This is a genomic window from Pseudomonas sp. FG98, from assembly GCF_057808595.1.
In genome coordinates, this window is the sequence record NZ_JBMDIJ010000050.1 from 23,574 (window position 1) to 46,962 (window position 23,389).

Sequence of the window (23,389 nt, forward strand, 5' to 3'; positions counted from 1 at the left end):
GCTGGCAAGCCAGCTCCCACAATGTCCGCGTCGAAGCACAGAACTGTGGCTGGCCCACATTCCTGTGGGAGCTGGCTTGCCAGCGATAGGGCCAGTCCGGACACAGCAAACCTTCAGGCCTCCATCACAGGTTTCAACAGGGCCTGCGCCTCATACAACGGCATCAGATAACGCCGCCGCATCTCTTCCAGACTGATCCGCGAGGCGTGGGTAGTGATGGTCAAGGTCGATCGCAACACCCCATGCCGATCCACCAGCGGCACCCCGAGCACGCGCATGCCCACTTCGAACTCCTGGTCCACCTCGGCATAGCCCTGGGCGGCGATCCGTTGCAGTTCTTCACGCAGCAGGCTTTCGTCGATGCAGGTATGCGGCGTCAGCCCACGCAATTCGACCCTTCCGAAGTAGGCATCCAGCTCCGCCGCCGGCAACGACGCCAGCCAGATCCGCCCGCCCGCCGTGCAATACAGCGGCAAGCGCGACCCCGGCCGGATCGACAGCGAGGCGATATGGCTGTAGCGGCTGCGCACGATATGCACGATCTCGTCGCCATCGCGGGTGCCCACCGAGACATGCTCCTGGGTGGTCCGCGCCACCTGTTCCACCACCGGCCGCAGCATGCGTGGCAACTGCGCCGAATCAACGTAGGCCTGGCCGATGCGCAGGGCCTTGGGCGTCAGCCAGTAGTGGCGGCCATCGGTCTCGACGAAGGCTTCGTGGACCAGGGTCAGCAGAAAGCGCCGCGCCGCACTCGGCGTCAGCCCGGATAGCCGCGCCGCCTCGGGCACGCTGAGGCGGGGTTGGTCGACGCTGAACAGTTGCATCAAGGCCAGGCCCTTCTGCAGGCCGACGATCAGGTCGCGGGGATGGATCTCCGGCTGGGCCATGGCCGCTCCGTTGATTTGAGGAAAGAGTGCGATTATCGCAGTGCTGCTGCGAATAACAACCAGAATGCTGATCTCCAGCGTTGGCCGTCGGGGCGCCAGGCGCCACCCTTGGCGCATAACAACACCGACCCTCTGGAGGTCAGCATGCTGCACGGATCCACCGAACTGGTGGCGATCGTCGGGTCGCCCATTACCCAGGTCAAATCCCCGGAAAACTTCAACCGCTGGTTCCAGGCCAACAGCCTGAACCTGGCGATGCTGCCCATCGATATCCGCGAAGAGGCCCTGGATGCCTTCCTCGCTACCTTGCGCGGCTGGCAGAACCTGCGCGGTGTGGTGGTCACGGTGCCGTACAAGCAGGTGCTGGCCGGGCGCCTCGACGAGGTCAGCGAGCGGGCCGGGGCGCTGGGTTCGGTGAACGTGATCCGCCGCCAGGCCGATGGCCGCCTGCTGGGCGACAACGTCGATGGCGAGGGCTTTCTCAATGCCGCCTGCCTCAACGGTTTCCAGGCCCGCGACAAGCGCGCCCTGGTGATCGGTGCCGGGGGCGTCGGCAGCGCCATCGCCTGGTCGCTATGCCAGGCCGGGGTGCAGTCGCTGGTACTCAGCGATGCCAGCGCCGAGCGCTGCGAGACCCTTGCCGCGCTGTTGCGCCGGGCCTTCGGCGGGGTGCGTATCGAGATCGGCTACGAGGCGCTGGACAGCTTCGACCTGCTGGTCAACGCCACCCCGGCGGGCATGGGCGGCACCGGCGAGCTGCCGTTGCCGCTGGCGCAACTCGATAGCCTGCGGCCCGCCACCCTGGTCGCCGACGTGGTCACCTCGCCGGAAATCACCCCGCTGCTGGCCGCTGCCCGCGAGCGCGGCTGCCCGATCCAGACCGGCCCGCAGATGGCCTTCGCCCAGCTTGGCAATCTCGGCCATTTCATGGGCGTCACGCCCTTGCAGTTGTGAGGACGGGGCATGAATACGGCTAGCCGTTTTCCTGCGCCGGACGAGGCGCAGTTCGACCTGATCGTCCTCGGCAGCGGCGCCGCCGGCTTTGCTGCCGCGGCCACCGCCGCCTGCAAGGGGCTCAAGGTGCTATTGGTGGAGAAGGCCGCGCAGTTCGGCGGTACCTCGGCGATCTCCGGTGGCGCAGTCTGGCTGCATGGCACCGACCAGGCCCGCGCCGCCGGGGTCGAGGACAGCCCGGAGGCCATGCGCCGCTACCTGCACAAGACCATCGGCCCCGGCTACAACGCCGAACTGGTGGACGCCTATATCGACCAGGGCCACCGCGCCCTGCGCTGGCTGGAGGCGCATACCGAGCTGAAGTACGCCCTGCGTCCGCTGTCGCCGGATTACTACCCGGACGAGGAGGGCGCCACCGACCGCGGTCGCGCCCTGGAGATGCTGGAATACGACGGACGCCGCCTCGGTGATCACTTCAAGGACCTGAAGATGCCCCCGGCCGGGATGCTGTTGTTCGGCGGGATGATGGTCAATCGCGTGGATATCCAGCACTTCCTCAGCTTCCGTCGTTCGCCGCGTTCGCTGTGGCACTGCCTGAAGCTGATGGGGCGTTATGGGATCGACCGTCTGAGTCACCCGCGTGGTACCCGGCTGACCACCGGCAATGCCCTGATCGCCCGACTCGCCACCAGCGCCTTTGCCAATGGCCTGACCCTGTGGCTGAACAGTCGCACCGATGAGTTGATCGTTGACGACGGCGCGGTGATCGGCGCGCTGATCAGTCGCGAGGGACGCCAGGTCCGGGTGCTGTCCCGGGGCGGCGTGGTCTGTGCTACCGGTGGTTTCGCTGCGGCGCCCGAGGCGGCGGCGCAGCGCCCGGACACCGGCAGCGCGCACCTGAGCATGTCGCCGCCGGGCAATGTCGGCGACGGCTTGCGCCTGGCCCAGGCGGCAGGCGCGGTGCTGGGGCAGGGGCTGGCGGCCAATTTCTTCTGGGCGCCGGTGTCCGAGGTCACCCACCGCAATGGCGAGCGCGAGCGCTTTCCGCATCTGGTCACCGACCGCGCCAAGCCCGGCGTGATCGCGGTCAACCGGGCCGGTGAGCGCTTCGTCAACGAGTCCGACTCCTATCACCACTTCGTCCAGCGCATGTTCGCCACCGGCAGCACGCCGTGTTGGCTGGTCTGCGATGCCGAGGCGCTGAACAAGTACGGCCTTGGCCTGGCCCGGCCAAAGCCGGTGGACAACGCCGCGCTGATCGAGGCCGGCTACCTGTATCGCGCCGACAGCGCCGAGCAACTGGCGGCGCAGATCGGCATCGATCCCCAGGGCCTGCGCCGCACCCTGGACAGCTACAACCGTGACGCCCGCGAGGGTGTCGATCGTGCCTTCGGCAAGGGCGGCAACAGCTACAACCGCTACATGGGCGACCCCGAGCACCAGCCCAACCCGTGCAATGCGCCGCTGCTCAAGGCGCCGTGGTATGCGCTGCGCCTGCACACGGGCGATCTCGGCTCGGCCCGCGGTCTGGCCAGCGATGGGCAAGGGCGGGTGCTGGATGCGTCCGGCGCGCCGATCCCCGGCCTGTACGCCGCCGGCAACGACATGAACTCGCTGATGGACGGCACCTACCCGGGGCCGGGCATCACCATCGGCCCCGGCCTGACCTTCGGCTGGCTCGCCGCCTGCCACGCCGCCGAACGGCTGGCCCACGACCCTGCATTCACCCTGGAGAAATGACCATGTACTACGAACTGCGCACCTACACCCTGAGCCCGACCCTGATGGCCGACTGGCTGGCCCTGTACCAGGGCGATGCGCTGGCGGTGCAGACCGAGCACCTGGGCAACCTGGTCGGCTTCTTCACCACCGAGTTCGGCGAGGCCAACCAGGTGGTGCATATCTGGGCCTACGAAAGCCTCGACGACCGCGCCGCGCGTCGTGCCCGCATGGCCGCCGACCCGCGCTGGGGCGAGTTCGCCCGCAAGAACAAGGCCCTCGGTGCGGTGCTCAAGCTGGAGTCGCGGCTGCTGCGGCCGACCGGCTTCTCGCCACTGCAATGAGTTGCGCGCCGATGCAGACGCTGGAATGCGATGTGCTGGTGATCGGCTCGGGCGCCTCGGGACTGGCGGCGGCGGTGACCGCTGCCAGCCATGGCCTGAAGGTGATCGTCGCGGAAAAAAGCCGCTGGCTGGGCGGCACCAGTGCCTGGTCCGGTGGCTGGCTGTGGGTGCCGCGCAACCCGCTGGCGGTGGGCGAGGGGATGATCGAGGCGGACGACGGGCCGGAGCGTTACCTGCTGGCCCAGGTCCATGGTCGCGAGCTTAGCGAGCAGCAGCGGGTCTATCTGCAACGCGGGCCGGAGATGGTCGAATTTTTCCAGCGCCACACTGCCGTGCAGTTCTACTCGGGCAGCGCCATGCCGGACATGCGCGATGGCGAGGGTGCGGCCAGGGGCGGGCGTTCCCTGTGTGCCCAGCCGTTCGATGGTCGCCAGTTGGGGCCGTGGATCGAACGGCTGCGAGCGCCGCTGGATATCGTCAGCCTGTTCGGCATGGGCATCGCTGGCGGTGCCGATATGGCGGCGTTCTTCAATGTCCGGCGTTCGTTCAAGGCCGCCTGGCATGTGGGCAAGCGTCTCGGCCGGCATGCCTTCGACCTGCTGCGTTATCGGCGCGGCATGCACCTGGTCAACGGCAATGCCTTGGTGGCACGACTGCTGCGCAGCGCGCTGGACCGCGACGTGCAACTGCTGACCGAAAGCCCGGCCGTGCACTTGCTGCGCGAGGGCGAGCGGGTCAGCGGGGCGGAGCTGGAAGGCGGACGTAGGGTTCTGGCCCGACGCGGTGTGGTGCTGGCCTGTGGTGGCTTTGCCCATGATGCGCAGCGTCTGCAACAACGTCTCGGGCACCGGCATCACTGTGCCGCGCCGCTGGATAACAGTGGCGATGGCCTGCGCCTGGGGGAAGCGGCGGGCGGCCTGCTGGGCAACAACCTGGCCCATGACGCAGCGTGGGTGCCGGTTTCCCTGGTACCACGGCGCAACGGACCGCCGGGGCGCTTTCCGCACCTGGTGGATCGCGGCAAGCCCGGCTTTATCGCGGTAGGTGCCGATGGCCGGCGTTTCACCAACGAGGCCGACTGTTATCACGACTTCATGAACGACCTGTTCGCCCGCACCGCGCCGGGGCAGGAGCCGCAGGCCTGGATGATCTGCGACCACCAGGCACAGCGGCGCTTCGGTATCGGCTGGGCCAAGCCGTGGCCGTTTCCACTGGGGTACTACCGGCGTTGCGGGTATCTGTTCGAAGGCCGTGATGCGCGGGAACTGGCCGGGCGCTGCGGGCTCGATCCGGCGCAACTGAAAGCCACCCTCGAACGATTCAACCAGCATGCGCGGCTCGGTCACGACCCGGATTTCGGCCGCGGACAATCGGCCTATAACCGGGCGCTGGGGGATCCGGCGAACGTGCCCAACCCTTCGCTGCGGCCATTGCGCGGGCGTTTGTATGCGGTGCGTCTGGTGGCGGGCAGCCTGGGCACCTTCGCCGGCTTGCGTACCGATGCGGCGGCGCGGGTGCTGGATCGGCACGGGCAGGTGATTGCCGGGTTGCATGCGGTGGGCAATGACATGAACAGCGTCATGGGTGGGCATTACCCCAGCGGTGGCATCACCCTTGGGCCGGGGATGACCTTTGGCTATCTGGCGGGGTTGGCCTTGGCTGGAACCTGAGGTGTTCTTCAGGGCCTCATCGCTGGCAAGCCAGCTCCCACAGGTTCTAGCGGTGCACGCGATCCTGTGGGAGCTGGCTTGCCAGCGATGAGGCCTCCAAGACCAACCACAAAACCTCGGATAAACTCGGTCCCCCAGTCACCGACGGACCCCGCGCTATGTTCCAGGAAGGACTCTCGCACCTCGCCAGCTACCTGCTGCATATCACTCCCGGCCTGGTGCTCTGCGTGCTGTGGTTCCTGCTCACCCCGAAAACCCAGGCCGGCCTGCGCATCCTGATCCTGCTGCTGACTTTCGTCCTCCTGCGCGACGCCATGACCCCCACCGGCCTGTGGGCCCTGGACGGCCAGGTACGCATCGGTTTTACCGACAACCCACTGGTACTGGCCGCGCTGGGCCTGATGTCCCTCGGGCTGATCGCCTCGCTGCGCCCGGCAGCCCGGGAACTCTGGTCGCTGATTGTCTGGCGCAAGGGCAATCTGCCGGTCGGCCTGGCCCTCGGCCTGCTGGCCGGTTGCGCCATCGGCATGCCCCTGCGCCTCTACCAGGGCGCCGCCTTTAGCGGTTTCAACCTGTGGCTGCTCGGAATGATCGTCCTCGCCTACGGCGGCAATGCCCTGGAAGAGGTGCTGTTCCGCGGCCTGTTGCAAGGTCATCTGGAGCACCACGCCAGCCCGCTGCATGCCGCCCTAGGCAGTGCCCTGGCGTTTGCGGCTTGCCATGTGTTCCTCGCCCTGACCGTGACCCAGGCCGGCTGGCCGGTGCTGGCCTTTACCTTGCTCGAAGGCCTGGTCTGCGCCTTGCTGCGCTTGCGTCATGGCGTGCTGGCGGCAATCGCTGCCCATGGCACGGCGATTCTGTTGATCGCCGTGCCGGCTGGCTGAATCAGGCGGCAATGTCCTCGCAAGCCTGGACCACATCGCTGCCTGAGAAGGTCAACACCGGACGCTGACGGACCACTGCCACCACCACCGGCTTGAGGTAGAAGTTGGCCATGGCCCGTCGGTTGCCCTCGGCGGCGTGAATCACTTCGAGGCTTTCCTGAGTGAGTGCCTTGTCGAGGTTGGCGTTGACGCTGTCCAGCTCTTCCTTGGCCAGCATGAAGGTTACCGCCAGGTATTCCAGCTGTGCCTGGATGACCTTGATGATGCGCACCCGATCCTCCTCGATCAGCTTGCCCATCAGCCGACTGGAAATGGCCGAGGCCACGATGCCACCGACAATGCCGCCGGCAGTCCGCCCGAGCATGGCGCCCAGTGGTCCGAGCGGCGCGGCGATGACTCCGCCGGCAATGGAGCCGATGACGCCACCGGCCACACCCGAGGAGGTGACGGCGAGGTTCTTGGCGAACTGGGCCTTGGAAATCCGGCCCCGGGCCAGCTTCACCAGGTCCGGGCCGGTGGTCACCGCGATCACCGCGATGGAGCTGACCAGCGTGCCGCGCAAGGCCTTGTTCAGGCCGCTTTTGCTGACTCCCATGCCTTTGGCCAGCAGGCTGCGGGTGCTTGGCGCCAGTGCGCCGACGTCGACCAGGTTCAACGAGCGCTGGATAAGCTGCACTCGATGCAATTGCTGGGTGGCGACATAGACGGTCAGGCTGCGGCCAAAGCTTTTTCCGGCCTGTATCGTGGCCACGCGTAGCGCCTGCTGCCGGTCTTGGGTCTTGAGATAGAACAGCGTGGCACTGACGCCGAAGCTGATGCCTCCCGCCACGGCACCCACCACTACGCCTTCGCGGATGTCGTAGGCAATGGACTCGAAAGTGCCGAACTTGGTGATATTGCGGGCCTGGTCGTAGGTCAGGTGGCCCTTGCGCACCAGCTTCACCGCGTCCTTGGGGTCGGTCACTCCCGGCACCTTGTTGTCACGGATCTTGCCCTGCATGGTGCGTACGGCGGCAGGATACTGATCCTTCGGGACTTCGACCTGCATCGGCCGACCGTTGTGCATGTAACGGTATTGACCTTGCTGGCCGTCGAAGGCCGAGCCGATGCTACGGGCGGCAGTGGAGCAGTACTTGGTCTGGATCAACTGCCCCTGGACCAGACGGTCGGCACCGTTCTTGGCGTTGTTGTCGCCGAGGATTTCGGCACTGCGACCCATCAGGCGATCAAGTCGGTGATTGGCCTTTTCCGCGGCGAAGCCATGGCCCTGGCCACCGGCGGCGAACAGCTTGTGGTTGGCATCCCAGGCACTGGCCGCCGCCATCAGCAGGAAGCCGGTGCTGGCAGCGTCGGCAAGGAACTCTTCCTCGGGCTTGTCACGCACGCTCAGGCACAGTTGCTCGGTTTGCGCACAGGTACTGGAGCAGAACCATTCGGCATCGTTGGCACTGTTGCGTACCTCGGCCAGTCCGCAGGAGGTACAGCAACTGATGCGCGGCAGATGTGCGTGGGTCGACCAGAATCGTCCGTCGCGAAAATCCAGGTAATGGCCGAAGGTCATCTGCTGTTCGATGAATTGCCGGGCGCCCTGGCCTTCGTAGCCAAAGGCGCTGAGCACCAGGCGCTCGATGGTTGCTGGCGCATGTCGGACCTGCTTGAGCAAAACACCATGCAAGGCCTTGTAGCGATTGCGATACCACGTGGCTTCGAACACCCAGCGCTGCCCGGTGATTTCCATCTCGCGCAACTGGCCGGCAGCGATTCGCGGCGAGAGGCGTCCGTTGAACAGGGTTTCGACTTCCTCGTGCTCAAGCAGGCTGTCCTTGCTCATCGCCTTCAGGGTCTTGCCGACGTCCAGGGAGGTCTTGATCTGCAGCACCTCGGCGATCGCCGCTTCCAGCTGCTGGCGGGCACGGTCCTGGCTAATGAAATACAGCTGCACCAGCGTGGCGGTGACCCAGTAGGCGTAAGCCGCGAAGGTGCCACCAGACCAGTGCTGCGCGGCGAACAGCCCGGGCACCCAGGCCGACATCGCGAGCAGGGCGATGCTGCCATGCAGACCGACATGAAACGCCTGGTGTTTCTTGCGCAACCAGTCATCGGCCTGATTGCCCTCGCTGGCCCGGACACTCAGGCGGTGGCTGCGCAGCATCACGATCAGGAGCAGGGTGGACAAAGCGTATTTCAGGCTGGCGAAGCTGCCGGGGGCGAAAAAGCCATGGAGGTCGGTCACGCTCCAGCAAAACGCACAAAACGCTACCAGCGCGGTGCCTGACCAGGCCAGCAAGGCCCTCGGCCAGGGGCTGCGGCTTACGGCCTCGACTGCCATGCCATAGGCCAGCGGCAAGCCGAGGGTGACCAGTGCGGCGATGCCGAGGCTGATGCCCAGTGCATATTTCAGCGCCGTACCGACGAAGCGCAGCATGGCAAGCAGCAGTGCCAGGCCGATCAGTGTGACGATGATGCCGAGAATGACGCCCATCAGTGAGCGCTCCCGGACGACGCGGGAGGTGAAGCTGCGATCCTTTGCGGTGACATGATTTCTCTACAAGCTGCGGTGCAAGGGTTGGTTGGTGGCGTAATGATGTTATGCGTGCGACTCGAAATGCAAACCTGGTGTTATTCAACCAGGAGCCGGGCACGCTGACCCTGTCCCGGTTATCTTCCGACCGCCAGGGCCCCTCTCAGCCAGCCCATGAACGAACGCGTCAACGGGCTCTTCTCGCTGTCCCGGTGCACCAGGCACACCCACTCCACTCCCGCCACACGCCGCTCGCTCAGTGCTCGCAGCACACCTTTCTCCAAAGACCGCGCCGCCAGCAACTGACTGACCAGGGCAATCCCGTGCCCCTCGCACGCCGCATCCAGCAGCAAGCCCGGATCGGAGAAATTCAGCCCGTGGGTGCGCTGCCCGACATCCTCGCCGCCCAGCACCGACCAGCGACTCCAGTCCATCTCCCGCTCGCCATGCAGGGTGGTGCGCGCGGTCGCCGGCTGGTCGAGCAGGTCGGGGTGGCAGGCGGGGTAGAGGTGGTCTTGCAGCAGCACTTCGTGGCTGCACTCGGCCTGGGGTTCGAGGTCGTCGCGCAGGCACAGGTCGACGGTCTGGCTGGCCATGTCCGGGGCTTCGTAGGTGGTGAACAGCCACAGGTCCACCTCGGGGTGGTCGCGGTGGAAGGTACCAAGGCGCGGCAGCAGCCAGTGGCGGGCGAAGGCCGGGGTGGTGTTGACCACCAGCTGGTTGGGCTTGCGGTACTGGTCGAGTCGACGGATACCCACCGACAACTGTTGCAGCATGGCCTGGGTGGTGCTGAGCAGGTCATGCCCGGCGTCGGTGAGGCTGACGCTGCGCCCGCTGCGATAGAACAGCGGCTGTTCGAGAAAGCTCTCCAGGCTGCGGATCTGCTGGCTGATCGCCGATTGGGTCAGGTGCAGTTCCTCGGCGGCCTTGTGGAAACTGCCCAGGCGGGCGGCGGCCTCGAAGCCGCGCAAGGCGTTCAGGGGTGGCCAGTGTTTGAGCATGATCGATAAGTCCTGCTAATCAGTTGTCGGCTAAATCCATCGTTTGTTGCCGCTCAAGCGACGACATAGCATGACATCCATTCCGCAGTCGCGGATTTCAGTCATAAAAAATACTTAACTGAAGGTGGATTGAGCATGCTGTGCAACGGCGATCGAAGCAGTGGTTGGATGATGCCCGCGGAGTGGGCGCCCCATGCGGCGACCTGGATGGTCTGGCCGCATAACCGTGCCTTGTGGGAAAGCACCTGGAGCGTGCGCCTGGAGCAGGTGCAGGAGGATTTCGCCCGGGTCGCCAATGCCATCGCCCGCTTCGAGCCGGTCAAGCTGGTGGTCGACCCCAGCGCCCGGGCCCGTGCCGCCGAGCTGTGCGGGGCCAATATCGAGCTGATCGAGCAGGCGGTGGATGACAGTTGGTGCCGCGATTCCGGGCCGACCTTCATCACTCACCCGCAGCACGGCCTGGCCGGGGTCAGCTGGCGCTTCAATGCCTGGGGCGGCAAGTCGGCCCACGGGCTCGACGAGAGCCTGGCCCGGCGCCTGCTCAATGGGCTCGGCGTGGATTGCTTCGGCACCTGGCTGGCCAATGAAGGCGGGGCCATCCATGTCGATGGCGAAGGCACCCTGATCACCACCGAGTCGGTGCTGCTCAATCCCAACCGCAACCCGGGGCTGGACAAGGCCGAGGCCGAAGAAATCTTCGCCCGCCTGCTGGGAATCAAGAAGACCATCTGGCTGCCGGGCGATCCGCAGTACGTCACCGGCGACATGACCGACGGCCATGTCGATGGTGTCTGCGCCTTCGCTCGTCCCGGCGTGCTGCTGGTGGACGCCACCCATGACCGCGACTCGGTGTACGCCGAGGTGGTACGGGAAAACCGCCGCGCCCTGTCCCTGGCCCGGGATGCCCAGGGGCGTTCGTTCGAGCTGATCGACCTGTATGAAGCCAGCGCGGCGGTGGACCCGGAGGCCGAAGTGTTCTGTGCTTCGTACACCAATTTCTACATCGCCAACGGCGCGATCATCATGCCGGCCTACGGCATCGAGGCCGACCGCGAGGCTGCCAGCGTGCTGGCCGGGGCTTTCCCCGGGCGCGAGGTAGTACCGGTGCGCATCGAGCACCTGGCCCATGGCGGCGGTGGCGTGCACTGCATCACCCAACAACAACCGGCCTGGCCACTGAAGGGGTAAGCACCATGACCATGCTCACTATCGCCGCGACCCAGATGCCATGCAGTTGGGACCTCGCCGCCAACCTCGACCGCGCTGAACAGCTGGTGCGCGACGCCGCCGCCCAGGGCGCCCAGGTCATCCTTCTGCAGGAGCTGTTCGCCACTCCGTATTTCTGCATCGAGCAGGATCACAAGCACCTGGCCCTGGCCGAGGAATACCGCCACAGCCGCCTGCTCCAGCGCTTCGCCGCGCTGGCCCGGGAGCTGGGCGTGGTGCTGCCGCTGAGCTGGTACGAGAAGGCCGGCAATGCCTACTTCAATTCGCTGAGCGTGGCCGATGCCGATGGCCGCCTGCTCGGGGTCTACCGCAAGACCCATATCCCCAACGCCATCGGTTACCAGGAGAAGGAATACTTCAGCCCCGGCGATACCGGTTTCCGCGTCTGGGATACCGCCTTCGGCCGTCTCGGCATCGGTATCTGCTGGGACCAGTGGTTCCCCGAGACCGCGCGCAGCCTGGCGCTGATGGGCGCCGAGGTGCTGCTGTTCCCCACTGCCATCGGTTCCGAGCCCGGCGCGGCGCAGTTCGACTCCCGCGACCACTGGCAGATGACCATGCGCGGCCACGCCGCCGCCAACCTGCTGCCGGTGGTGGCGTCCAACCGCATTGGCCGCGAGGTGGCGACCACTGACGCCGAACTGCACATGGACTTCTACGGCTCGTCCTTCATCAGCGACCACAAGGGCAAGCTGCTGGCCGAGGCCGACCGCGATACGCCCGGCGTGATCATGCGCACCCTCGACCTGGCGGCGATGCGCGCGGAGCGCCTGACCTGGGGCATCTTCCGTGACCGCCGTCCGGAAATGTACGGCGCCCTGCTGGGCCTGGATGGCAGCCGCGACGGCATCTGGCATCGCGGAGGTGCGCAATGAGCCGCCGCTGGCTGTGCGCCACGCTGCTCGGCCTGGCCGTGGGCACGGCCCAGGCCGACGATCCGGGCAAGACCCTGCGCCTGTACAACTGGTCCGACTATTTCGCCGAGGACACCCTGGCGCGCTTCACCGCCGAAACCGGGATCAAGGTGATCTACGACGTGATGGACAGCAGCGAGGTGCTGGAAGCCAAGCTGATGACTTCCGGCAGCGGCTATGACCTGATTTTCCCCGGTGACACCGTGGCCGAACGCTTGATGCGTGCCGGTGCGCTGCAAAAGCTCGATCAGTCGAAACTGGTCGCACTGGCGGATATCGAGCCGGGCCTGCAGAAACTGCGCGAGCACTACCCGCATTCGGCGGCGGCTACCGTGCCTTATACCTGGGGCAGCATCGGCCTGACCTACAACGATGAGCAGATCCGCAAGCGTGTGCCCGACGCCCCGGTGAACAGCCTCGACCTGCTGTTCAAGCCGGAGCTGGCGGCGAAGTTCGCCGACTGCGGCATTTCGGTGATCGATTCGCCGGACGAGGTGCTGGCCGTGGTGCTCAACTACCTTGGCCGTGAACCGCGCAGCGCCAAGCCCGAGGACCTGGCGGCGGCCAGCGAGCTGCTGATGAAGGTGCGGCCGTATATCCGCAAGTTCCAGTCGCAGCCGGTCACCGACCTGGTCAATGGCAACCTGTGCCTGTCCCTCGGCTACAGCGGCGACATGACCCAGGCCCAGCGCGCCGCCGATGCCGCCGGCAAGCCGGTCAGCTTCCAGTACCGCATTCCCCGCGAGGGCACCACGGTGTGGATGGACAACATGGCGATCCCGGTGGATGCCAAGCATCCGGAGTACGCCTATGCCTTCATCAACTTCGTCATGCGCCCGGAGAACATGGCGGCCATCAGCACCACCACCGGCTACCCGACGTCGAGTGCCAAGGCGCGACCGCAGGTCGACCCGAAGATGCGCGACAACCCGGATATCTATCCTGATGAAAGCGCCTTCCAGCGCCTGATTCCGGGCAAGGACATCCCGCAATCGGCCATGCGCGCGCGGATGCGTGCCTGGACCAAGTTCAAGACTGCCGGTTGATCCCGGCGGTGCAATCCAACCGAAACGAGTGAGTCAACGATGCCAACCCGCCGCCAGTTCATCCACCAGTTGTCCATTGCCGGTAGCCTCGGCCTGGCCGCCTGCGCCGGGCTGAATCCTCTGCGTGCCTTTGCCGCCAGCGAAGACGAGTGGTTCATGCCCGACGAAGGCGAGCGCCAGCGCCATGCCTGGATCGCCTTCGGCGCCCAGGAGGCGATCTGGGAGGATTTCACCGGCGATGTGCAGGAAGCCCTTGGCCGTATCGCCCGCGCCATCGCCCGCTTCCAGCCGCTGACCGTGCTGTGCCGGGCCGAGGAGCGGGAGCTGGCCGAGGAACTGTGTGGCGGCAGCAACGTGCGCTTTATCGAAACCGCGCTGGACGACATCTGGATGCGTGATATCGGCGCCAACTTCCTCGTGACCGAGGACGGCAGTGCGCTGACCGCCATGGATTTCAACTTCAACGGCTGGGGCAACAAGCAGCGCCATGCCAGTGATGCACGGATCGCCGCGCTGATGGCCCGCGAGGTCGGCGCACGTCATCGGCGCTGCGAGCTGGTGGGCGAGGGGGGCGGGATCGAAGTGGATGGCCATGGTACCGGGATCATGACCGAGAGCTGCTGGGTCAATGACAACCGCAATCCAGGCTGGAGCCGGGCCCAGGTCGAGGAGGAGCTCAAGGCGTGCCTGGGCCTGCGCAAGATCATCTGGCTGCCGGGGATTCGCGGCAAGGACATCACCGATGCCCATGTGGATTTCTATGCCCGTTTCGTTCGCCCCGGGGTGGTGGTGGCCAACCTGGATACCGACCCCGAGTCCTATGACCATGCGGTGACCCAGCGGCACCTGGAGATCCTGCGCAACGCCACCGATGCTGATGGGCGCAAGCTTGAGGTGCACTTGCTGTCGCCGCCGCTGAAGCCGCGCAAGAGCCGGTTCAGTCGGGACAACCCGGATTTCGCGGCGGGGTATATCAACTACTTCGTGATCAACGGCGCGGTGCTTATGCCGCAGTTCGGCGATGCCGGGGCGGATCGCAAGGCGCGTGGATTACTCGAAGAGCTGTACCCGGATCGTGAGGTTGTAGCGCTGGATATCGATGCCGTCGCGGCGGGTGGCGGGGGGATTCACTGTGTGACGCATCAGTTGCCTTGGGTCTAGTGTCGTTCTCTCAGGCCTCATCGCCGGCAACGCCGGCTCCCACAAGGTTCGGCGGTGTACGCAAACCTTGTGGGAGCCGGCGTTGCCGGCGATTAGGCCCGAAAGAACAACCAGGAACCCGGAACTTAATTCCCGGTTAATCACGGCTTCGGACAATGCCCGGGCAAACGCAATCCGTTTTCCCAAGCAAAGGTCTTACCCCATGTCCATGTTCAAAGCCGCAACCCTCTCCATCCTTTTCGCCCTGCCAGTCCTGGCCCATGCAGAAGGCGGCAGCGACCGGGTCGCCGAATGGCATGCGCAATTCCAGCAGGCACAACAAAAAGACGCTCCGCAGCAGGCGGTAGCCGACAAGAAAGCCCCGCAGTCGACCACCGACAAGCGCGATTCCTGATCACAGGTCGTAACGCACGCTCAGGGTGATGGTCCGCGGATCGTTCACCGAGTAATACGCCGTACTGCTCGCCGCCGAATACGCAATGCTTTGTGGATACGCGCGGTTGAGCAGGTTCTTCACCGCCAGGGTGGTGGTCCAGTGACCGTCGCCGCTGCTGTAGCTGGTGGTGGCGTTCCAGAAACTCTGCTCCGGCACTTCATAGATATCGCCATTCACCGCGTTGGCGTAGGACTTGGTCTGGAACTGCCAGTCGGTCCCCGCCACCAGCGCCCCCGGTACATCCACCGGTACCGTCCAGTTCAACCCCAGCGCCAGGTTCCAGCGCGGGGCGAAGACCATCCAGTTGCCATCCGCATCCACGCCCGGTCCTGCGGCGTTCTTGAAGTCGTCGTACTGCGCCTTGAGGTAGCCGATATTGGCCTTGAGGGTCAGGTCGCGGCTGAGCAGGGCGGTGTTTTCCAGTTCTACCCCGTAGCTGTGGGCGCTGCCGACGTTGGTGCGCAGGTTGGCGCTGATCGCCGGGTCCCAGGCGTTGGTCTGCAAGTCCTTGTAGTCGTTGTAGAACACCGCGACGTTGCTGCGCAGGCGGCCGTCCAGGTAGTCGCCCTTGAGCCCGGTTTCGTAGGTGATGACGTTTTCCGGATCGAAGCCCTGCAAGGCGGCGAGGCGGGTCGGTGCGCGGTTGTCGAAACCGCCGGCCTTGAAGCCCTTGGCCACGTAGCCGTACTGGGTCAGTGTGTCGCTCCAGGCATATTCCAGGCCCAGCTTGGGACTGAACGAAGCCCAGCTTTCGCTGGTTTCGGCCTCGAAGTTGAGGCCGGTGATGTCCCGTGCGGTGGTGATGGCGTAGTTCTTGTAGTCGAAGTTCTTGTGCTCGGCGGTGTAGCGCAGGCCGGCGGTCAGCGACAGGCGCTCGGTCAGCTTGTAGGTGCCCTGGCCGTACAGCGCGTAGCTTTCGGTATCGGTGGTGCTGTACTGGCCGCTGGCATTGACCCGGTCGGCGGCCACCGAGTAGGTCAGGCTGTCGCGTTCGGCGCGGAAGCGCTCCTTGTACAGGTAGGCGCCAAGGGTGAAGTTGAAGCGCTCGTACTCGCCGTTGAGCTGGAATTCCTGGGTGGCGTAGCGCTGCTTGTAGCGGATCAGGTTGTTCTGCGTCGGCGCGGCGTTGCCGACGTTGGCTTCGCCCGAGTTGTCGTAGTCCACCGGCTGGTCGAAGGCCGACCAGGCGGTGACCGACTTGAAGCTCAGCTCATCGTCGAAGTGATAGATCGAGCGCAGTACCGCACTGCCCTGGTCGAGGCGGTTCTTCGGGTCGAGGCTGCTGTAGGTCTTGAACTTGTCGAAGTGGCCGTTGCTCGGGTCGAAGGGCGAGTAGCTGGTGGTATCGCCGCGGTCGAAGGTGCCGGCCAGGGTCAGTTGGGTGTCCCAGGCCGAGTCCACCGGGGCCAGGCGCAGCTTGCCGCGGTAGGACTGGATATCGACGTTGTTGACGTCCTTGTGCCGGGTGCGGTTGTACACCGTGCCGTCGCGGCTCAGGCGCAGGGCCGAGAAGCTGGCGAACAGGGTGTCGTCCACCAGCGGCCCGCTGACCAGCAGGCGGCCGTTGCGCGCATCGTAGTTGCCGGCGCCGAGTTCGACGAAGGCGCGGGTCTTCTGGTCCGGGTCGCGGGTGATCACGCGGATCGCCCCGGCGGCGCTGTTGCGCCCGTACAGGGTGCCCTGCGGGCCGCGCAGGACTTCGACGCGCTCGACATCGTTGAAGTCGAGCATCGAGGAGATCGCCCGGGGGATGTACAGGTCGTCGGCGTACACGGCGACTGCGGCTTCCTGGATCGGGTCGGTCTCGCCGATGCCGCGGATGCCGTAGGTCTGTGCGCTGTAGGAGATCGACTGGCGCGACAGGGTCAGGTTCGGCACCCGGCCGGAGAGGTCGCGGATGTTGTTGATCTGCTGGTCGCGCAGGCTGTTTTCATCGAAGGCGCTGATTGCCACCGGGGTTTTCTGCAGGTTTTCCTGGCGGTGCTCGGCGGTGACGGTGACGCTGGGCAGGCGTTCGTCCTGGGCCGGTTCGGTGGCGGCGAGGGCGCTCAGGGGGAGGGACAGCAACAACGGCGGTAGGGCGTGGCGCAAGGCGGGTTTGGGCATGTTGGCTTCCTGGCTTTTTTTGGGTTCCTCCCTGAGTGGGGTCGGTCAGTAGGTTCGGTGTGGCAGGTTTTGGGCCTGCTTTGCAGGCCTTCGCGAGCAAGCTCGCTCCCACAGGACAAGGCAGATTCCGGTGGGAGCGAGCTTGCTCGCGAAGGACCGCGCAGCGGTCCCGGCTACACAAAGCTCAATGTTTGTAATCGTCGCCCTCACGATCCAGTTGGCGGATCAACGCATCCCAATGCCGCTGGATCCCCGGGCTGTTGCCATCGATAAAGGCCGCCGTCTGCTGCTTGACCTTCTCGATCGCCGCTTCCGGAGCGAACAACAGATCGGCATTGCCGCCGGCCTGCGCCGCGATCTGGATATTGCAGGCGCGCTCCAGCCCGTGCAGCTCGCGGAAGGCGTGCTCGACGCTGATTCCTCCGGTCAGCAGCCCATGGTTGCGCAGGATGAGGATATTGCTCTCGCCCAGGTGGGCGACCAGCCGCTCCTGCTCGTCCAGGTCCAGGGCCACGCCTTCGTAGGTGTGGTAGGCGACCCGGCTGTAGTAGGCCAGGGCGTGCTGCGACAGCGGCAGCAGCCCGTCGCGCTGCGCCGACACCGCCGCACCATCGCGGGTGTGGGTGTGCAGCACCGCCTTGAGGTCCGGGCGGGCACGGTGGATGGCGCTGTGGATCACGTAGCCGGCCTGGTTGATGCCCAGGTCCAGCGGGTCGTCGATGATGGTGCCGTTGACGTCCACCTTGACCAGGTTGGACGCGGTGATTTCATCGAACAGCAAACCGAAGGCATTGATCAGGAAATGCTCGTCCGGCCCCGGCACCCGCGCCGAGAAGTGCGTGTAGATATGGTCGGTCCAGCGAAACAGCGCGGCCAGGCGGTAGGCGGCGGCGAGCTTGACGCGCACCTCCCATTCTTCGGCGCTGACCCGCTGGCGCACGTTGCTGGAGTCGGATGAGACGGGGAGAACGGATACGGCAGTCATTGCGCTACTCCTTGGAATTCGTAGGGAAGATCAGTAGCCACGCTGGTGATCCACCAGGTTGCGCAGCGGTTGGCCCTGGTGATAGCGGCGGAAGTTTTCGACGAAATCCACGGCGAAGTCGCGGACCCCATCGGTGGACAGCGCGCAGGTATGCGGCGAGATGAACACCCGTGGATCGCTGTACAGCGGATGGCCCGCCGGCAGCGGCTCGGGCTCGGTGACATCCAGGGTCGCCCGGCCGATCAGCCCGGCGTCGAGGGCTTCGAGCAGCGCTTGCTGATCGAGCAGGCCGCCGCGGGCGATATTGATCAGGTGCAGGCCGGGCTTGGCGTGGGCCAGCACCTCGCGGTCGATCAGGCCACGGGTCTGTGCGGTCAGCGGCGCGGCCAGCACCAGATGATCGGATTCGGCGAACAGTTGCTGGAGATCGGCCACCGCTTCCACCGCTACGCCTCCGGCGTCCAGCACCTGGCCGGGACGGCCCAGGGCGATCACCCGCAGGCCGAGGGCATTGGCCTTGGTCGCCAGGCTCTTGCCGATGCTGCCCAGGCCGAGAATGCCGAGGGTCTTGCCGCGCACCGGCTGCAACGAGCTGAAGCTCCAGTCATCGTCCTTGACCCAGATATCCGGCAGGCGCTTGGCCGCCGAGAAGATCGCCGCCAGGGCGAACTCGGCGACCTGCTCGGCATTGCTGCCCTTGCCGCTGGTTACCGGCGGGCCCTGGAACAGCCAGTCCGGGTAGAAATCGATACCGGACGACAGCAGCTGCACCCAGCGCAGCGACCAGGGCCAGCCGCGCGGTGCCTCGTCGACCCGGCGCCCGCGGACGTTGACCGGGCGCAGGATCACCACGTCGGCGCGTTCGGCATTGAACTGCTCCGGGCTCAGGTCCAGCACCCGATGCCCCGGCAACTGCTGGCGAATGAATTCGTTGGCCTGCGGATCCAGCTGGCTGGCGATCACACTGATGGCGCTCATGGGGTGACTCCTGCGTCGAGGGCGGCGCGACCGGTGCCATGGAACACCACATCGTCCTGGGGGGTATGGATGCGGCTGCACAGCACGTCGCGGTAATGCCGCTCCAGCGGGTTGTGCCGCGACAGGCCGGGGTTGCCGGTGGCCTCGATGGCCAGCTCCACCGCCTGGATGGCGTTCTGCGTGACCTGCTGCTTGAGCTGCCCGGCGTTTTGCGCGGACACCAGGCCGGCTGCGGCGGCGTCGAGCAGGGTGCGGTTGCTGAACAGCAGGGTATCGATGCGCCCGACCCGCTCCTGGAAGCGCGGCAGGCTGGCCAGGGGCTGGCCGAGGTTGGACGGGGTGCGCTCGCGCAGGAAGCCCACCAGCCAGTCGCGAGCGGCCTGGGCCACGGCGTCGTAGATGCTCGACAGCAGCACCGCCATCCACACCAGACCCTCGCCATCCAGCTCGGCGCGTGGGGCACTGGCCGGGCTCACGGCGACGGCATGGTCCAGCGGCAGCAGCACATTGTCGAACTCGACCCGATGGCTGCATGTGGCGCGCATGCCGAGGTGGTCCCACTCCTCGACGATGCTGATCCCGGGGCTGTCCTTGTGCACCAGGAAGCCGCCCACCAGCGGATCGACATCATCGCTGCGCGCCCACACCAGGTACCACTCCAGGCCATGGCTGCCGGTGGAGTAGAGCTTGGTCCCGGACAGGCGCCAGCCCTCGGCGGTGCGTCGTGCGGTGGTGGCCGGCAGGCCGCCGCGGGCCGGGGTGCCCAGTTCCGGTTCGACGCGGAAGGCATTGATCAATGCGCCTTTCTCCACCGCTTCGCGGGCCAGGCGCTCACGCAGGTACAGCGGCCAGCGCTGGTCGTCCTGCAGGCGGAAATGCTGCAGGTACTGCATCACCAGGATCAGCGCGGTGGAGGGCTCGCCCTTGGCCACGGCGGCGATCACTTTGCGCGCGGTGGGCAGGTCGGCGCCGCCGCCACCCAGGTTTTTCGGCACGGTCAGGCCGAGCAGGCCATGGCGTTGCAGCACGGCGAAGTTGGCGGCGGGAAATTCGCCGCTGCGGTCGAACCCGGCGGCGCTGGCGGCTAGTTCGCGGGTGATGTTCGCAAGGACCGGCTCCAGGTCCTGAGGGGGCACCGACGGCGTCGGCCGGTGCAGCGGAACGGTATTGGCGGAAGACTGGCTCATCAGGCACTCATTGCATAAGACGGCAGGGCTTATGACCGTATGCGTGGTGAGTGGCGCTGTAAAATTCTTTCTGGTTCTAAGCTAATCGCGGATATGAAAAGTTGTTCGCATATTAGGTTATGACCAAAATGCATTTCACTGATTATTCTCGACTCGCTACAGTCGCCTCACATTCCGCGTCGTACAGCGGATGGAACCCGGAACCTGACAACAGGCTGAGATCCAGCCTTGAGGAGCGTCGCGATGATCCCCTTCACCCGAATCCTGGCCCTGGGCGCCGCCTTGCTGCTGGCCAGCCCGAGCTTCGCCGCCGAACGCGTCGAACTGCGCATCGGCGACCAGAAGGGCAATATGCGCGCCCAGCTGGAAGCCGCCGATGGCCTCAAGGACCTGCCCTATGACATCCGCTGGGCCGAATTCCCCGCCGCTGCACCGCTTGCCGAAGCGCTGAACGCCGGGGCCATCGATGCCGGGATCATCGGCGACGCGCCGCTGCTGTTTGCCCTGGCGTCCGGGGCCCAGGTCAAGGCCATCGCCGTGGACAAGTCCGATGCCTATGGCACCGCCGTGCTGGTACGGCCGGACTCACCGCTGCAAAACGCCGCGGACCTCAAGGGCAAGCGCATCGCCACCGGGCGCGGCTCCATCGGCCACCACATAGCCTTGAAAGCCCTGGTCAGCGCCGGCCTCAGCGAGAAGGACGTGGAGTTCCGCTTCCTCGGCCCGGTGGATGCCAAGGTGGCCCTGGCCAATGGCTCGGTGGATGCCTGGGCCACTTGGGAACCCTACACCGCACTGGCCGAGCTGAGCGGGCAGGGCCGGGTGCTGGTCAATGGCCGTGGCCTGTCCAGCGGCAACAGCTTTCTTGCCGCCACCGACAAGGCCCTGGCCGATCCGGCGCGCCGCGCCGCCCTGCAGGATTACCTGACGCGCCTGGCCAAGGCGCAGGACTGGGCCAACCACAACCTCGACAGCTACTCGAAGACCCTGGCGCAGATCATCGGCTTCCCGGTGGAAGCGGCGCGCCTGCAATTCGAGCGCCGGCAACTGCGCTGGCAGGCGGTGGACGGCAAAACCATCGCTGAACAACAGGAAACCGCCGACTTCTACCAGGCCCACGGCCTGATCGCCTCGCGCCTCGACGTGGCCCCGACCTTCGCCAGCGGCTTCGTTCTGCCGGCCACCGCACAACTGACCAAGACCCCCTGATCCCGGAGCCTCGCCGCCATGATTCCGTTCAAACGCATTTACCAACTGGCCGCTGCCGTGGTGCTGGGTGCCAGCCTCGCCGGGACCGCCAGCGCTGAGACCCTGCGCATCGGCTACCAGAAGTCCTCGACCCTGCTGACCCTGCTCAAGGCCCAGGGCAACCTGGAGAAGGAACTGAAGGCCCAGGGCATCGACGTGACCTGGCATGAGTTCGCCAGCGGCCTGCCGCTGCTGGAGGCGCTGAACCTGGGCAATGTCGACGTGTCGGCGGATGTCGCCGATACCGTGCCGGTATTCGCCCAGGCGGCCGGGGCGAAACTGACCTATTTCGCCCGCGAGACCCCGTCGCCCCTGGCCCAGGCCATCCTGGTCCCGGCCGATTCACCGCTGAAAAGCCTGGCCGACCTCAAGGGCAAGAAGGTTGCCGTGACCAAGGCCGCCGGCAGCCACTACCTGCTGATCCAGGCCCTGGCCAAGGCCGGATTGAACTTCAGTGACATCCAGCCGGCCTACCTGATTCCGGCCGACGGTCGCGCCGCCTTCGAAAACCGCAAGGTCGACGCCTGGGTGACCTGGGATCCGTTCGTCGCCAGCGCCCAGCGCCAGCAGCATGCGCGGGTGCTCAGCGATGGCCAGGGGCTGTCCAGCTACCAGCGCTACTACCTGGCCTCCAGCGACTACGCCAAGGCCCATCCGCAGGTGCTGAACACCCTGTATCGCGCCCTGAGCGGTGCCGGCAAGTGGATCAAGGCCAACCCCAGCGACGCGGCCAAGGTGCTCGGGCCGCTGTGGGGCAACCTCGATGTCGCGACGGTCGAGCAAGCCAACGGCCGACGCAGTTATGATGTGCAACCGGTGCAGGCCGACAACCTCGCCGAGCAGCAGCAGATTGCCGATGTGTTCTTTGCCCAGGGCCTGTTGCCGCGCAAGATCGATGCCAGCGCCGTGGAGCTGTTCAAGCCCGTCGCGCGCTGATGCTGTAACCGAATACAGGCCGCCGCTGCCGTTCGGGTAGCGGCGGCCTTAGCCGTTTCGAAAAAGGAGTGCTTCATGGAAAAGCGTCAACTCGGCAACAGTGGAATCCAGGTCAGCGCCATCGCCCTCGGCACCATGACCTGGGGCGAGCAGAACAGCGAGTCCGAGGCCTTCGAACAGCTCCAGGTGGCCCGCGAGGCCGGGGTCAACTTCATCGACACCGCGGAGATGTACCCGGTACCGCCGATCGCAAAAACCTACGGTGAGACCGAGCGCATCATCGGCAACTACTTCGCCCGTTTCGGCGGTCGCGACAACTGGGTACTGGCGAGCAAGGTGGCCGGTCCGCACCGCATCGACCATATCCGCAACGGCGATGCCCGCCTGAACCGGGCCAATATCACCGCGGCCCTGGAAGACAGCCTCAAGCGCCTGCAAACCGATTATCTCGACCTCTACCAACTGCACTGGCCGGACCGCCAGACCAACTTCTTCGGCCAGCTGGGCTACGTGCATGACGCCAGCGACGAAGCCACCGCCATCGAGGACACCCTCGAAGTGCTGGACGACCTGGTCAAGGCCGGCAAGATCCGCCAGATCGGGCTGTCCAACGAGACCCCATGGGGCGTGCACCGCTTCCTGCACCTGGCCGAAACCCGGGGCTGGCCGCGGGCAGTGTCGATCCAGAACCCCTACAGCCTGCTCAACCGCAGCTACGAAGTGGGCCTGGCGGAAATCTCGATTCGCGAGAAGATCGGCCTGCTGGCCTATTCGCCGCTGGCCTTCGGTGTGCTGTCGGGCAAGTACCTGAACGGCGCGCAACCGCCGAAGGGCCGCCTGACCCTGTTCGATAGCTTCCAGCGCTACAACAACCCGCAGGTGGAAAAGGCCACCCAGGGTTACGTCGCCCTGGCCAAGGCCCATGGCGTAGACCCGGCGCAACTGGCCCTGGCCTATGTCACCAGCCGGCCGTTCGTGACCAGCAACATCATCGGCGCCACCACCCTGGAGCAGTTGCACAGCAACCTGGGCAGTGTCGAGGTCAAGCTGACCGAGGAACTGCTGCAGGGGATCGAGGCGATCCATGTGCAGCAGCCGAATCCGGCGCCTTGAGGTGCAGGTTCGTGTAGTCACTGCATGACCCTGTGGGAGCGGGTTCACCCGCGATTACGCTAGTGGGCCCAC

Annotated in this window: 20 protein-coding genes; 13 read left to right on the forward strand and 7 right to left on the reverse strand. The window is 65.8% G+C overall.

The genetic code is table 11. From position 1 onward, the window contains the following. Nucleotides 1–113: 113 nt before the first annotated feature. Complete coding sequence (locus ACODSK_RS23080; RefSeq protein ID WP_489019405.1) at nucleotides 114–887, reverse strand: IclR family transcriptional regulator domain-containing protein; 774 nt, start codon at nucleotides 885–887, stop codon at nucleotides 114–116. A 144-nt stretch (nucleotides 888–1,031) separates the two neighbouring features. Between ACODSK_RS23080 and ACODSK_RS23085 the strand changes: the two genes are divergently transcribed. The 5 genes from ACODSK_RS23085 to ACODSK_RS23105 all read left to right on the forward strand — a co-directional run bounded on the left by ACODSK_RS23085 (nucleotide 1,032) and on the right by ACODSK_RS23105 (nucleotide 6,458). Next, the gene (locus ACODSK_RS23085) at nucleotides 1,032–1,841 is read left to right on the forward strand and encodes a shikimate dehydrogenase family protein (protein ID WP_489019406.1); all 810 of its coding nucleotides are present in this window, start codon (nucleotides 1,032–1,034) and stop codon (nucleotides 1,839–1,841) included. 9 nt (nucleotides 1,842–1,850) lie between these two features. Continuing rightward, entirely contained in the window at nucleotides 1,851–3,581 is a 1,731-nt protein-coding gene (locus tag ACODSK_RS23090) for an FAD-dependent oxidoreductase (protein ID WP_489019407.1), read from the forward strand. A 2-nt stretch (nucleotides 3,582–3,583) separates the two neighbouring features. Further along, a complete protein-coding gene (locus tag ACODSK_RS23095) occupies nucleotides 3,584–3,904 on the forward strand; it encodes an NIPSNAP family protein (protein ID WP_489019408.1) in 321 nt (106 codons plus the stop codon). An 11-nt stretch (nucleotides 3,905–3,915) separates the two neighbouring features. After that, nucleotides 3,916–5,574, forward strand: coding sequence for an FAD-dependent oxidoreductase (locus tag ACODSK_RS23100; RefSeq protein ID WP_489019409.1), 1,659 nt, complete (start codon nucleotides 3,916–3,918; stop codon nucleotides 5,572–5,574). A 158-nt stretch (nucleotides 5,575–5,732) separates the two neighbouring features. Then, nucleotides 5,733–6,458 carry a CPBP family intramembrane glutamic endopeptidase gene (locus ACODSK_RS23105; RefSeq protein WP_489019410.1) on the forward strand — a complete coding sequence of 242 codons (726 nt, stop codon included), beginning with the start codon at nucleotides 5,733–5,735 and terminating at the stop codon, nucleotides 6,456–6,458. A gap of 1 nt (nucleotide 6,459) precedes the next feature. On the opposite strand, the gene ACODSK_RS23110 is transcribed toward ACODSK_RS23105, so the two are convergent. After that, on the reverse strand, nucleotides 6,460–8,940 hold the full coding sequence (locus ACODSK_RS23110; protein ID WP_489019411.1) for a hypothetical protein: 2,481 nt from the start codon (nucleotides 8,938–8,940) through the stop codon (nucleotides 6,460–6,462). Nucleotides 8,941–9,116: 176 nt separating this feature from the next. Beyond that, entirely contained in the window at nucleotides 9,117–9,980 is an 864-nt protein-coding gene (locus tag ACODSK_RS23115) for a LysR family transcriptional regulator (RefSeq protein WP_489019412.1), read from the reverse strand. Between the two features lie 135 nt (nucleotides 9,981–10,115). On the opposite strand from ACODSK_RS23115, the gene ACODSK_RS23120 reads away from it, so the two are divergent. From ACODSK_RS23120 to ACODSK_RS23140, 5 genes are all read left to right on the forward strand, one after another. Then, nucleotides 10,116–11,168, forward strand: coding sequence for an agmatine deiminase family protein (locus tag ACODSK_RS23120; protein WP_489019413.1), 1,053 nt, complete (start codon nucleotides 10,116–10,118; stop codon nucleotides 11,166–11,168). Between the two features lie 5 nt (nucleotides 11,169–11,173). After that, a complete protein-coding gene (gene aguB, locus ACODSK_RS23125) occupies nucleotides 11,174–12,082 on the forward strand; it encodes an N-carbamoylputrescine amidase (protein ID WP_489019414.1) in 909 nt (302 codons plus the stop codon). Then, a complete protein-coding gene (locus tag ACODSK_RS23130) occupies nucleotides 12,079–13,167 on the forward strand; it encodes an extracellular solute-binding protein (protein ID WP_489019415.1) in 1,089 nt (362 codons plus the stop codon). Before aguB ends, ACODSK_RS23130 begins: the two co-directional genes overlap by 4 nt. Before the next feature lie 39 nt (nucleotides 13,168–13,206). Further along, the gene (locus tag ACODSK_RS23135) at nucleotides 13,207–14,328 is read left to right on the forward strand and encodes an agmatine deiminase family protein (RefSeq protein WP_489019416.1); all 1,122 of its coding nucleotides are present in this window, start codon (nucleotides 13,207–13,209) and stop codon (nucleotides 14,326–14,328) included. Between the two features lie 202 nt (nucleotides 14,329–14,530). After that, complete coding sequence (locus ACODSK_RS23140; protein ID WP_489019417.1) at nucleotides 14,531–14,722, forward strand: co-regulatory protein PtrA N-terminal domain-containing protein; 192 nt, start codon at nucleotides 14,531–14,533, stop codon at nucleotides 14,720–14,722. Here the strand turns inward: ACODSK_RS23140 and ACODSK_RS23145 are convergent, their stop codons facing one another. The 4 genes from ACODSK_RS23145 to ACODSK_RS23160 form a co-directional block, all read right to left on the reverse strand. Next, entirely contained in the window at nucleotides 14,723–16,870 is a 2,148-nt protein-coding gene (locus ACODSK_RS23145; RefSeq protein ID WP_489019418.1) for a TonB-dependent receptor, read from the reverse strand. It abuts the gene before it with no gap. Between the two features lie 184 nt (nucleotides 16,871–17,054). Then, entirely contained in the window at nucleotides 17,055–17,855 is an 801-nt protein-coding gene (locus ACODSK_RS23150) for a class II aldolase/adducin family protein (protein WP_489019419.1), read from the reverse strand. Nucleotides 17,856–17,885: 30 nt separating this feature from the next. Then, complete coding sequence (locus ACODSK_RS23155) at nucleotides 17,886–18,833, reverse strand: D-isomer specific 2-hydroxyacid dehydrogenase family protein (protein WP_489019420.1); 948 nt, start codon at nucleotides 18,831–18,833, stop codon at nucleotides 17,886–17,888. Then, a complete protein-coding gene (locus ACODSK_RS23160; RefSeq protein WP_489019421.1) occupies nucleotides 18,830–20,020 on the reverse strand; it encodes an acyl-CoA dehydrogenase family protein in 1,191 nt (396 codons plus the stop codon). The genes ACODSK_RS23155 and ACODSK_RS23160 overlap by 4 nt, the downstream gene beginning before the upstream one ends. A gap of 243 nt (nucleotides 20,021–20,263) precedes the next feature. Here ACODSK_RS23160 and ACODSK_RS23165 point away from each other — a divergent pair, with 243 nt between their 5' ends. The 3 genes from ACODSK_RS23165 to ACODSK_RS23175 all read left to right on the forward strand — a co-directional run bounded on the left by ACODSK_RS23165 (nucleotide 20,264) and on the right by ACODSK_RS23175 (nucleotide 23,317). Next, nucleotides 20,264–21,229 (forward strand): ABC transporter substrate-binding protein, encoded by a 966-nt coding sequence (locus ACODSK_RS23165; protein ID WP_489019422.1) that lies wholly within the window; start codon nucleotides 20,264–20,266, stop codon nucleotides 21,227–21,229. Nucleotides 21,230–21,247: 18 nt separating this feature from the next. After that, on the forward strand, nucleotides 21,248–22,204 hold the full coding sequence (locus tag ACODSK_RS23170; protein ID WP_489019423.1) for an aliphatic sulfonate ABC transporter substrate-binding protein: 957 nt from the start codon (nucleotides 21,248–21,250) through the stop codon (nucleotides 22,202–22,204). 75 nt (nucleotides 22,205–22,279) lie between these two features. Next, nucleotides 22,280–23,317: an NADP(H)-dependent aldo-keto reductase gene (locus ACODSK_RS23175; RefSeq protein ID WP_489019424.1), complete on the forward strand. Its 1,038-nt coding sequence runs from the start codon at nucleotides 22,280–22,282 to the stop codon at nucleotides 23,315–23,317. Nucleotides 23,318–23,389: the final 72 nt, after the last annotated feature.

Coding starts and splice junctions, on each gene's coding strand:
- ACODSK_RS23080 (WP_489019405.1), bottom strand. CDS start 887: ATGGCCCAGCCGGAGATCCATCCCCGCGACCTGATCGTCGGCCTGCAG.
- ACODSK_RS23085 (WP_489019406.1), top strand. CDS start 1,032: ATGCTGCACGGATCCACCGAACTGGTGGCGATCGTCGGGTCGCCCATT.
- ACODSK_RS23090 (WP_489019407.1), top strand. CDS start 1,851: ATGAATACGGCTAGCCGTTTTCCTGCGCCGGACGAGGCGCAGTTCGAC.
- ACODSK_RS23095 (WP_489019408.1), top strand. CDS start 3,584: ATGTACTACGAACTGCGCACCTACACCCTGAGCCCGACCCTGATGGCC.
- ACODSK_RS23100 (WP_489019409.1), top strand. CDS start 3,916: ATGCAGACGCTGGAATGCGATGTGCTGGTGATCGGCTCGGGCGCCTCG.
- ACODSK_RS23105 (WP_489019410.1), top strand. CDS start 5,733: ATGTTCCAGGAAGGACTCTCGCACCTCGCCAGCTACCTGCTGCATATC.
- ACODSK_RS23110 (WP_489019411.1), bottom strand. CDS start 8,940: ATGGGCGTCATTCTCGGCATCATCGTCACACTGATCGGCCTGGCACTG.
- ACODSK_RS23115 (WP_489019412.1), bottom strand. CDS start 9,980: ATGCTCAAACACTGGCCACCCCTGAACGCCTTGCGCGGCTTCGAGGCC.
- ACODSK_RS23120 (WP_489019413.1), top strand. CDS start 10,116: ATGCTGTGCAACGGCGATCGAAGCAGTGGTTGGATGATGCCCGCGGAG.
- aguB (WP_489019414.1), top strand. CDS start 11,174: ATGACCATGCTCACTATCGCCGCGACCCAGATGCCATGCAGTTGGGAC.
- ACODSK_RS23130 (WP_489019415.1), top strand. CDS start 12,079: ATGAGCCGCCGCTGGCTGTGCGCCACGCTGCTCGGCCTGGCCGTGGGC.
- ACODSK_RS23135 (WP_489019416.1), top strand. CDS start 13,207: ATGCCAACCCGCCGCCAGTTCATCCACCAGTTGTCCATTGCCGGTAGC.
- ACODSK_RS23140 (WP_489019417.1), top strand. CDS start 14,531: ATGTCCATGTTCAAAGCCGCAACCCTCTCCATCCTTTTCGCCCTGCCA.
- ACODSK_RS23145 (WP_489019418.1), bottom strand. CDS start 16,870: ATGCCCAAACCCGCCTTGCGCCACGCCCTACCGCCGTTGTTGCTGTCC.
- ACODSK_RS23150 (WP_489019419.1), bottom strand. CDS start 17,855: ATGACTGCCGTATCCGTTCTCCCCGTCTCATCCGACTCCAGCAACGTG.
- ACODSK_RS23155 (WP_489019420.1), bottom strand. CDS start 18,833: ATGAGCGCCATCAGTGTGATCGCCAGCCAGCTGGATCCGCAGGCCAAC.
- ACODSK_RS23160 (WP_489019421.1), bottom strand. CDS start 20,020: ATGAGCCAGTCTTCCGCCAATACCGTTCCGCTGCACCGGCCGACGCCG.
- ACODSK_RS23165 (WP_489019422.1), top strand. CDS start 20,264: ATGATCCCCTTCACCCGAATCCTGGCCCTGGGCGCCGCCTTGCTGCTG.
- ACODSK_RS23170 (WP_489019423.1), top strand. CDS start 21,248: ATGATTCCGTTCAAACGCATTTACCAACTGGCCGCTGCCGTGGTGCTG.
- ACODSK_RS23175 (WP_489019424.1), top strand. CDS start 22,280: ATGGAAAAGCGTCAACTCGGCAACAGTGGAATCCAGGTCAGCGCCATC.